This window comes from Streptomyces sp. NPDC060000 (assembly GCF_042737375.1).
Classification (GTDB): Bacteria; Actinomycetota; Actinomycetes; order Streptomycetales; family Streptomycetaceae; genus Streptomyces.
This window is the reverse complement of sequence record NZ_JBHWUU010000145.1, coordinates 1-9,848: the sequence shown is the minus strand read 5'-3', so window position 1 is coordinate 9,848 and position 9,848 is coordinate 1. Positions and strand designations below refer to the sequence as shown.

At 72.8% G+C, this 9,848-nt stretch carries 8 protein-coding genes; 7 read left to right on the top strand and 1 reads right to left on the bottom strand.

Annotation, left to right across the window (positions count from 1 at the left end):
• Positions 1–169: 169 nt before the first annotated feature.
• Positions 170–2,566 (bottom strand): M20/M25/M40 family metallo-hydrolase, encoded by a 2,397-nt coding sequence (locus ACFWBB_RS41525; RefSeq protein ID WP_385284171.1) that lies wholly within the window; start codon positions 2,564–2,566, stop codon positions 170–172.
• A 264-nt stretch (positions 2,567–2,830) separates the two neighbouring features.
• Between ACFWBB_RS41525 and ACFWBB_RS41520 the strand changes: the two genes are divergently transcribed.
• From ACFWBB_RS41520 to ACFWBB_RS41490, 7 genes are all read left to right on the top strand, one after another.
• On the top strand, positions 2,831–3,049 hold the full coding sequence (locus tag ACFWBB_RS41520; protein ID WP_385284168.1) for an MbtH family protein: 219 nt from the start codon (positions 2,831–2,833) through the stop codon (positions 3,047–3,049).
• 50 nt (positions 3,050–3,099) lie between these two features.
• Entirely contained in the window at positions 3,100–5,463 is a 2,364-nt protein-coding gene (locus ACFWBB_RS41515; RefSeq protein WP_385284165.1) for an AAA family ATPase, read from the top strand.
• Positions 5,460–6,962, top strand: coding sequence for an MFS transporter (locus ACFWBB_RS41510; RefSeq protein ID WP_385284162.1), 1,503 nt, complete (start codon positions 5,460–5,462; stop codon positions 6,960–6,962). The genes ACFWBB_RS41515 and ACFWBB_RS41510 overlap by 4 nt, the downstream gene beginning before the upstream one ends.
• Positions 6,959–7,738 carry a sulfotransferase family protein gene (locus ACFWBB_RS41505; RefSeq protein WP_385284159.1) on the top strand — a complete coding sequence of 260 codons (780 nt, stop codon included), beginning with the start codon at positions 6,959–6,961 and terminating at the stop codon, positions 7,736–7,738. The genes ACFWBB_RS41510 and ACFWBB_RS41505 overlap by 4 nt, the downstream gene beginning before the upstream one ends.
• Positions 7,735–8,145, top strand: coding sequence for a VOC family protein (locus ACFWBB_RS41500; protein ID WP_385284156.1), 411 nt, complete (start codon positions 7,735–7,737; stop codon positions 8,143–8,145). Before ACFWBB_RS41505 ends, ACFWBB_RS41500 begins: the two co-directional genes overlap by 4 nt.
• An 8-nt stretch (positions 8,146–8,153) precedes the next feature.
• Entirely contained in the window at positions 8,154–8,975 is an 822-nt protein-coding gene (locus ACFWBB_RS41495) for a thioesterase II family protein (protein WP_385284153.1), read from the top strand.
• A gap of 17 nt (positions 8,976–8,992) precedes the next feature.
• Positions 8,993–9,848, top strand: an 856-nt coding sequence (locus tag ACFWBB_RS41490; RefSeq protein WP_385284150.1) for a condensation domain-containing protein, incomplete at its 3' end; no start/stop codon positions are given.

Here is a 9,848-nt window from a genome sequence, read left to right as displayed (position 1 = left end):
CGGCCGTGGAGGATTGGGTGGGGCCGCTGGCCGTGTTTTCGCCGGCGCGGGCGCGGGCGCGGGCGCGGGCGCGGGCGCGGGTGTGCCCCCCCCACCCCAGTGGTGCGGGGCGGGCAACCCGGCCCAGCACCTGTGTGAACGATATGGACTGGACGAAATCCGTCCGACGTCAGCCGCGTACCGTCATCCCCACCGCCGTGACGTCCGTCAGATTCGCCCCCCAGGTGCCCCAGGTCAGGCCGGCCGGCAAGTCGCCCGCTCCCTTGGGAAGACCGCGTGTGTAGGCCGTGATCCGCAGTGGGATCTCACCCTTGCCGGTGACGCGCAGCTCGATGTCCAGCCCGTCGGCGGGAACCGTCCACACCGCGAAGCCCCACTTCCACGGGCCGGCCGACGTGGGCCGGTTGACACCACCGCGGACCGTGGCGCCCAGCACCTCGGCATCACGTACCGCGTGTGACGAGGTGTCGGCGAAGACACTGACGTAGGAGGTGTCCGGCTGAGGCGCGATCCGCAGGTGCACGGTCCGGGCACCTCCGGCATCCGGCCGGCCGGAGCTCACCCGCACCGACGGCGCGGCCGGGCCGCTGCCCGCTGCGGCGGTGGCGATGCGGGACTGGGTGGCGAGGCCGTCGGCGAGCGTGGTCGGGAAAGTGGGGAACGCGGCCCGTAGATCGGCTCGTTCGGACCCGGCCAGCGAACTCGTCCACTTCGGCGGGGCGTTGTCGGCGCTCAGCCAGTGCCCGGTGCCCTGGTCGGCGTCCCAGGCGTACGCCAGAGTGGTGTGGCGGGGATGCGACGGGTCGAAGGTGTCGACCCGAACGCCCGTGAGGACCAGCGCGACACCGGCCGCCAGAGCCAGCCACGCGGTCGCCGGTGCGGTACGGCGCGGCAGCAGCGCGAGCAGCGGCAGGGACACACTGACCAGGAGTGCCATGAGGACCAACGGCGCGACGGCCAGCGACAGGCCGAGGGTCGGGAAGACCAGCACGATGACCGGCAGCAGGAGGGGGAGTGCGACCAGGGCCGAGACCGTGACCGCGACGGTGCGCCAGACGACGCCGGCCGGTTCGTCGCCGGTCAGGCGCAACGCGGTCAGCAGGGCGACACAGCCGAGCAGGGCCGGCCAGACGAACAAGTAGGAGGCGCCGGGCGCGAGGACGGCGGTGAGCAGGCCGAGGCCGGTCAGCCAGCCCCAGACACCGAGGGCCAGCTGGTGCGCGGAGACCTTGCGGCGCAGCAGCAGGTACCAGCCGACGGCGGCGGCGCCGGTGAGCGTCAGGAAGGCGGCCCGGAACCAGCCCGGCCGGTAGCTGTCGCCCATCGACAGGTCGGCGTAGCCGGGCTCGAACAGACAGAGCGCCTGCCAGCCGCCGTACCCGACGACGGCCGCCGCGGCCAGGGCGAGGGGGAAGGTCAGGGCGCTCCGGCCGGCACCGCCGCGCGCGATGCCGCGTCGGCCCGCGTACCAGACGGTGAACGCGTACCCGGCGACGGTGAGCAGGGCCAGCGGCAGGACGAGGGCGCGGGGGTAGCGCACGAGGAAGGCGTCGACCGTGAAGTAGGTGTCGTCGGAGCCGTCGGCCAGCGCGGCGAGGTCCTGTCCGCTGAGCATGCGGGCGGCGGCCAGGACGCTGTCACCCTGGTGCTGGAGGCTGTCGGGGGAGATGTTGTCGATGGAATCACCCGGGGTGTGGTAGAGCGCGGAGCCGTCCACGAAAGCGAAGTTGAGGCCGGTGAAGCCCTTCTTCTTGAACTCGCTGAAGTCGGTGTCGTTGGGCAGGTAGGTGTAGACCTCGTCGGCCAGCGAGGTGGCGATGGGCCGGTCCGCCTCGCTCAGCGCCGACAGGACGCCGCTGTTGCGGGGCCCCGATTCGAACATGACGGAGGGCCCGGACACCCCGCGCGCCTCCAGGTTCAGCACGACGGTGTTCTCCGGGTCCAGGGAGCCGGCCGCCACGAAGGCGTGCGCGCCGAGCAGACCGGGCTCCTCCCCGTCCGTGAACAGGACGTCGACCGTGTTGCGGGCCGTTGCGCCGTCCGCCCGCAGCGCGCGCACGATCTCCAGGACGGCCGCCACGTTGGCGCCGTTGTCGGAGGCGCCGGGGCCGGCCGGCACGGAGTCGTAATGCGCCATCAGTACGACGTGCCCGGCCTGCGGGCCGGCGGTGCCGGGGAACCGGCCGTGGATGTTGGTGACCTGGGCGACAAGGGCGGTGCCCTCCGCGTCCTGTGCCACCGGCTGCGGGCGGGACTCGACCGAGGCGCCGAGCCGGGTGAGGCGCTGCGTGAGGTATTCACGGGCGGCTGCCGCGCCGGGGCTGCCGAGCGGGCGTGGCTCCTTGCCGATGACCTCGGCGTCGGTGAGCGCCCTCCGGGCCGAGAACTCACCGGCCGGGGCGTCGGCCGGCCGGGGGTCCGGTGGCCGGAGCGTCAGGACGGACGTGCCGGTGAGCACCACGAACAGTACGAGGACGACCAGACCGACGAGACGGGCCGTCGGGCTCGCGCCCGCGCGTGGTACCGGGTGCGCGGAAGAAGAGGGACTTTCCCCGGAATTGGGCATGTGAAGCACCGATCTCTCCGTGTCTTGGACGTTCGGCAATTCGGGCGGGAGGTTCAGAGCGCCTTACTGTTCCGGGATTATCGAGAGCGTCAATGACGTTTGTCGCGTCCATCTGACAAGGTCTCCGGGTGAGTTGACATAGTCCTCCGGGAGCGCCTGGTCAGCTGACAAAGTCCTCCCCGGCCTCGCGGTTCGTCCCGTGGCGGCTCGCTAGTTTCATCTCCGGATCGCATTTCTCGCCGAGAGTCGAAACCGGAGTGAACGATGATCAACGCAGCCGTTGAGTCCTATTGGGTCGTCGTCAACGACGAGGAGCAGTATTCAATCTGGCCGACCGACCAGGACATCCCCGAGGGATGGCGGGCGGCCGGTGTGACCGGTCCGAAGGACGAATGTCTTGCCTGGATCGACACGAACTGGACGGACATGCGGCCGCTCAGCCTGCGCCGTGCCATGGACGAGACCCGGACCTCCGCGGTCTGACCGCGACCGCCGACTCGCCCAACGGACCAAGGAGGGGGAAGCGAACTGTGATGGCCCATTGGCAGCAACTGCTCGACGAGCTACTGGCTCCGGGCGGATCCGCCCGGGGACTCGAAATCGTGGGAGAAGCCTGGAGCGGCAAAACACGCCGCCTGGACGACCTCACGCGGCGTGCCGCGGGCAGCGGATGGGCCGTCGCCCGGAGCCGTTCGGGGCGGCTCCAGGACTCGGCGCCGTTCGGGGTGTTCCTCGACGCGCTGGACGACCTGGTCACCGACACCCCGGGCGGGCCGCACGGCTGTCTCACCGAGGACGAGCAGCACCGGCTCGCGGTGCTGTTCCCCTCGATGAGCCACCACGCGCCCGACGAGCCCCCGCACGGGAACCGGTACCGCGAATGCCGTGCGGTGCGCAGTCTGATCGGTCATCTCGCGGACCGAAGGCCCCTGTTGCTTGTCCTGGACGATCTGCACCGGGCCGACGCCGACTCCCTGGACCTGCTCGGCTATCTGCTGGAGCGGCCCCCCGCCGCACCGGTGCTGATCGCGGTCGCGCACCGGCCGCGCCAGCTCGACCACCGCATCCAGACGCTGCTCGACGAGGCTGCCGCCCGCGGCTTCTCGCACCGCGTCGAACTGGGCCCGCGCGACGACGACGACCTGGCCGAGCTGCTGCCGGCCGGCCTCGACGAGCGTGCCCGGCGCTCCCTGCTCAAGCGCAGCGGCGGTAACCCGGGCCTGCTCCTCGCCCTCGCCACGATGGGCCCCACCACCCCCTCCGACGTGCCCTCGGTGCCCACCGAGCCGCCCGCCAGGGTGGTGTCGGCCGCACTCGGCGACTTCCGGCCGCTCGGCCGCTCGGGCCGGGCGCTGGTCGGGGCCGCCGCCGTGCTCGGCGACACCTTCGAGTTCCGGATCGCCGCCGAGGTGGCTCAGCTGGACGAGTCCGAGGCCGGCGCCGGGCTGGACGAGGCGCTGGCCGAGGACGTGGTGCGGCCGGTCGGCGAGGGCCCCGACTACCGCTTCCGCGACCCGGTGCTGCGGGCCGTGGCCTACCACTCGGCGGGCCGCGGCTGGCGCTCCGGCGCCCACGCGCGGGCCGCCGCCGCCCTGCGCACCCACCAGGGAGCGGCTGAACTGCGCGCCCAACAGCTGCTGTACGCGGTCCAGGTGGCCGACGACGACGATGTACGGGCCCTGGTGGACGCGGCCGAGGACACCGCGCTGCGCGACCCCGCGGCGGCCCTGCGCTGGGCCCGGCACGCGCTGCGCCCCGTGGTCACCGCCGACCCGGTCCTGCGAGCGCGGGCGCAGACCGTCCTGGGCCGATCCCTGCTCTACGACGGCGAGTTCGAAAAAAGCGCGGCCGTCTTCCAGCGGCTGCTGACCCCCGGCACCGAGTTGCCGGCCGCACTGCGGGCCGAGGTCGTCGAGGGGTACGCCGAGGTGCACCGGCTGCTCGGCCGGTACGGCGCCGCCCGCGAACTGCTCCGCAACGAGTCGGCCGGCCGGACCGCCGACTGCGACACCGCCGAATGCGAGCGACGCTACGGCAGGCACGACCGGGCCGACCTGCCGGTCCTGGATGCCGGAGCGCCCGTTGCGGGCACGGGATGCTGCCGGCTGCGGCTGGCCATGACCGCGCTCGTCCTGGAGGCCGGCGGCCAGTGGACCAGCGCCGACCGGGCCGCGCTGACCGGGCTCGCCGCCCGCGACGGACATCCGCTGCGCCTGTCGGCACTGGCGGCGCTCGCCGCCACCGAGGCGCAGTTCGGCCGGTCCGCGGCTGCCGCCGGACATGCCGAGCGGGCCGCCGCGCTGATCGACTCGCGCTCGGACGAGTCGCTGGCCGAGCACGGGGAGGCGATGCTGTGGCTGGCCGGCGCGGAACTCTTCGTCGGCCGTCTGCGCGAGGCCGAGCGGCATCTGGAGCGCGCCACCGACCTCGCCCGGCGCTTCGGACAGATCCATCTGAAGGCCCGGCTGCTCGTCGGCCTCGGCCATGTGCGGCTGCGACTCGGTTACTTCTCCACGGCGCTGGCCTGCGCGACGGAGGCCGAGGAGACCGCGGGTGCCACCGGCAGCACTCCGATGCTGGAGCTCACGCGGCAGCTGCGGGACGAGGCCGATCTGCTGCACGGCATCGTCACGCCGACCGCCGACGAGTCGGCGCCGAAGCAACTGCTGCCCGAACTCAGCGGCCGGGAAAGGGAGATATCCGTCCTGGTGAGCCAGGGCCACACCAACCAGCGGATCGCCCACACCCTGGAACTGAGCCCGAAGACCGTCGAGACGTACCTCGCGCGGATCTTCAAGAAACTCGGTGTCTGCTCGCGGGCCGAGGTGGCGGCGATGGTGGGCCGGGCCGAGCCCCTCACCCAGCCGTCCGTGCCCGGCGGGAGGTTCACCCCATGACCTCCGCGCCGGAAGCCGATCGGGCCGCAGCGGGTGAAAGGACCGACGGGGTCAAAGGGCCCTATGGGGTCCAAGGGACCGACGGGGTCGACAGGTTCGACGGGGTCGACGGGTCGGACGGGTCCGACGGGACCGACGGGGTCGAAGGGGTCGACGAGGCGGAAGGAATCGACGGGGCCGTCGGAGTCGAAGGGATCGACGGGGCCGATGTGCTCGCACGGACCGTGAACGAGGACGACAAGCGGCTTCGCGGCCCCTTCTGGAAGCTGTGGACCGCCACCTTCGTCGCCTCCTGGGGAGACGGACTGCGGCTGGCCGCGCTGCCGTTGACCGCCGCCCTGTTCACCCGCGACCCGATGCTGCTGTCCCTGGTGACGTTCGCCGGGCAGCTTCCCTGGGTGATCGCGGGGACCTTCGCCGGTGCGTTCGTCGACCGGCACGACCAGCAGCGGGTCATGTTCTGGTCCGACGCGTCCCGCGCGTCGATCGCCGGGCTCTTCACTCTCGCCCTGGCCACCGGCCACGGCCACATCGCGCTGCTTCTGGTGTTCGCCCTGGTCATGGGCGTAGTGGAGACCCTGCGGGACAGCGCGGCACTCGCCGTCCTGCCGCGCCTGGTCGCCGCACCGGCCCTCGACAAGGCGAACAGCCTGCTGCAGGGCGGGGCGATGCTCTGCGTGGAACTCGCCGGGCCCCCGCTGGCCGCACTGCTCCTGGTCTCCGGCACGTCCTTGCCGTACGCCCTCGACGCCCTCACCTTCGTGCTGTCGGCGCTGCTCCTGGCACGCCTCGCGGGCGCCGTGCCGCGCCCGGCGGCCCGCGCCGCCGCCACCTCGCTGCTCGCGGACGCCGGCGAGGGCATCCGCTGGCTGTGGCGGCACCGGCTGCTGCGCGCGGTGTGCGCGCTGGTCGGCGCCTTCAACTTCGCGCTGAGCGCGGTCGTCTCGGTCGCCGTGCTGTACGCCTACGAGGTGCTCGGCGTCGACAGCGTCGGCTACGGGCTGCTCATGTCCGTCATCGCGGTCGGCGGCGTCTTCGGTGTCCTCGTCACCCCCGTCCTGACCCGGAGCCTGGGCCGGACGCGCGCCCTGCTGCTGTGCTGCGGCCTCGCGCCGGTCGCCTTCGCCGTCGCGGGCTCCACCTCGCAGCCACTGCCCGCCGCGGCGGTGCTCAGTGTCGTCGGCATGGCCCTGGCCGTGATCACCGTCGTCACCACCTCGCTGCGACAGGTGCTGGTCCCCGGCGAACTTCTCGGCCGGGTCGGCAGCTCCTACCGCCTCGTCGCCGTCGGCATGTCGCCGCTCGGCGCGCTGGCCGGCGGTGCCACCGCCTCCCTGGCGGGACTGCGCGCGCCCTTCTACCTGGCCGCCGCGGTGCTCGGCGCCGCCTGGGCGCTCAGTCTCCCCGCACTCTCATCGAGTGAATCGAGTGACCGGAATTCCCCCGCCGACGGCATGCCCCGCCGGCCGAATTCCCCGACAACGGAAGGAACCTCATGAACAGCCCTCGGACCGGTCCCTCCGGCCCCGCCGTGATCGCCATGTGGAGTCCGCCGCGCTGCCGCTCCACGGCCTTCGAACGCATGATGATCGAACGCGGTGACCTGACGGTCCTTCACGAACCCTTCAACGTCCTCGCGAGCAAGGGCTCCTACGAGATCGGCGGCCGGGTCCACAACAGCGAGACGGCGCTGCTCGACGCCATCCTGGAGCTGGCCCGCACCGGCCGCCGACCGGTCTACTTCAAGGACACCACCGACTGCCGCTACGCCGGGCTGCTCTCCGACCCCCGGCTGACCACCGCGATCCAGCACACCTTCATCGTCCGCGACCCGGCCGAGGCCATCGCGTCGCACTACGCCCGCAACCCCGAACTCAGCGCCGACCAGGTCGGGTTCGGACACTGCTGGGAGATCTTCGAGCTGGTGCGCGAGACCGTCGGTACCGTCCCCGTCGTGGTCGACGCCGACGACCTGGTGGCCGACCCGGCCGGCATCGCGGCCGCGTACAGCTCGTCGACCGGCCTGCCGTATCTGCCCGACGCGCTGAACTGGCAGGCGGGCGAGCGCAGCGAGTGGCAGGTCTTCGAGGCCTGGCACCGGGACGCGGCGGCCAGCACCGGCATCCACGACCGGTCGGGCGTCTACGCCGACACGGTCGCCAACAACCCCCGTCTGGCCCGCCTCCATGCCGTCCAGCAGCCCTACTACGACCGGCTGCGCGAGCACCGGATCCGGCCGGCCGCGGCCCCGACGGCGGGGGAGGCCACCGCATGACCAGCCGCTTCGAACAACTGGTCGTCGACTGCCTCGATCCGCGCGGGCTCGCCGCGTTCTGGTGCGCCGTTCTCGACTACACCGTCCACGAGGACCGCGGGGGCGACCTGGTCGAGATCGGCCCCGCCGAGATCGCCCCGCTCGACGAACTGCGCCGCACGGCCGTCGCGCCGCAGATCGTCCTCAGGCGCGGACACACCGCGAAGGTCCGCAAGAACCGCCTTCACCTGGACATCTGCCCCATCGACTCGGACCAGCCCACCGAGGTGGAGCGCGTCCTCGCACTCGGTGCCCGCCGTATCGACATCGGCGCCCCCGAAGGCGCGAGCTGGACCGTGCTCGCCGACCCGGAGGGAAACGAGTTCTGCGTGCTGCGCAGCCTCGCACCCGGCCACTTCGAGGAGTAGCGGTCACCATGCCCAGCAGTTTCCCGTCCACCGGCGGCCCGGACACACGACCACACGCCGGTCACACCTCGGCCTCCGGGTGGCTCACGACCTGGCGGACGCCGGGGCCGGCCCGCCGCAGGCTGCTGTGCCTGCCGCCCGCCGGCGGCGCCGCACACCTCTACCGCCACTGGGCCGCCGGGCTGCCCGCCGGCACCGAGGTGGTCGCGGTCGAGCTGCCCGGGCACGGCACACGGATGACCGAGCGGCCCGTGACCCGCATGGCGGAGGTGATCGACGGCATCGAGACCGCCCTCGATCCTCTCCCCGAGCTCCCACTGGTGATCTTCGGACACAGCATGGGCGCCGTCGTCGGCTGGGAGCTGGCCCGCTCGCTGCGCCACCGGCGCGGTCACCCGGTGCGGGGCATGATCTCCGCCTGCTCGCCCGCGCCCACAGCGCCGCCCCCCTCACGCTGGGGGGCCGGCGCCGAGACGCCGGACGAGGAACTGCTCGCGCTGCTCGACCGGTCGCGCAGTCTGCCGGCCGAGCTGCGCGCACATCCCGAGTTCCTGCGGCTCTACCTGCCGGTGCTCCGCGCCGACCTGGAGATCCTCGCCAGGCACCGGGCCCGTCGCGAACACCCCCTGCCGTGCGCTCTTCGCGTCTACCTCGGCAGCGACGACCCCCTGGTCGGCGAGGCGCAGGCGTGGCCGTGGGCGGCTGAGGAGCTCTGCGGCGACCGCCTGCTGCGGGTCTTCCCCGGCGGCCACTTCTTCCTGCACGAACACCCCGGGCCCGTACTCGACGCGCTCACCCGCGACCTCGACCTCATGACACCCGGCGCCTGACGCCCCAGGAGCAGCAGATGACCTCCGAAGCACCGCTCGCCAACGCCCTGGCCGGCCTCACCCCCGGGCAGCGCGCCAGGCTCACCCTCGAACTCGCCCGCCGCAAGGCCACCAGGAAGACCGCCGTCCCGGTCCTGTCCCGCACTCCGGGCGCCGAGAACGCCTTCCCCTCCTCGCCGGGGCAGGAGCGCCTGTGGTACCTCCACGCCCTGGAACCCGACTCCACCGCCTACGTACTGCCCATCGTCCTACGGCTGCGCGGAGCCGTCGACGTGACGGCCCTCCAGGGCTCGCTCGGTGCGCTGGTGGCCCGGCACGAGGCGCTGCGCACCGTGTTCCGTGAAGGCCGGGACGGGCAGATCCAGCAGATCGTGCTGCCGGGCGGCGGCGTGCCGCTGCCGGTCACTGACGCACCGGCCGGTGAGGACGAGGACACGCTCTGGCGGCGGGTGCGCGAGGAGGTCTCCCGGCCCTTCGACCTCGCCCGCGGTCCCCTGGTGCGGGCCCGGCTGCTCAGGCGCGCGGACTCCGGCGCCGGACCCGAGGCCGTCCTCGTGCTGTGCGTGCACCACATCGTGGTGGACGGCTGGTCACTCGGCGTGCTCGTCGGTGAACTGGCCGAGAACTACGCCGCCCGCGTCGCCGGACGCCCGCCGGTCCTGCCGCCACTCGCCGTTCAGTACGCCGACTTCGCGGTGTGGCAGCGCGAGTCGCTGTCGGGCGAGCGGCTCGCCGAGCAACTTTCCTTCTGGCGAACGGAGCTTGAGGGCGCCCCGATCCTCGATGTGCCTGGTGACCGTTCGCGTTCGGCTGAGCAGTCGTTCGCCGGTGATTCGGTGCGGGTGGGGATTCCGGCGTCGTTGGTGTCGGGGC

Bases quoted from the DNA above. Each gene is read 5' to 3' on its own strand.
- ACFWBB_RS41525 (WP_385284171.1), bottom strand. From the start codon at position 2,566: ATGCCCAATTCCGGGGAAAGTCCCTCTTCTTCCGCGCACCCGGTACCA.
- ACFWBB_RS41520 (WP_385284168.1), top strand. From the start codon at position 2,831: ATGATCAACGCAGCCGTTGAGTCCTATTGGGTCGTCGTCAACGACGAG.
- ACFWBB_RS41515 (WP_385284165.1), top strand. From the start codon at position 3,100: ATGGCCCATTGGCAGCAACTGCTCGACGAGCTACTGGCTCCGGGCGGA.
- ACFWBB_RS41510 (WP_385284162.1), top strand. From the start codon at position 5,460: ATGACCTCCGCGCCGGAAGCCGATCGGGCCGCAGCGGGTGAAAGGACC.
- ACFWBB_RS41505 (WP_385284159.1), top strand. From the start codon at position 6,959: ATGAACAGCCCTCGGACCGGTCCCTCCGGCCCCGCCGTGATCGCCATG.
- ACFWBB_RS41500 (WP_385284156.1), top strand. From the start codon at position 7,735: ATGACCAGCCGCTTCGAACAACTGGTCGTCGACTGCCTCGATCCGCGC.
- ACFWBB_RS41495 (WP_385284153.1), top strand. From the start codon at position 8,154: ATGCCCAGCAGTTTCCCGTCCACCGGCGGCCCGGACACACGACCACAC.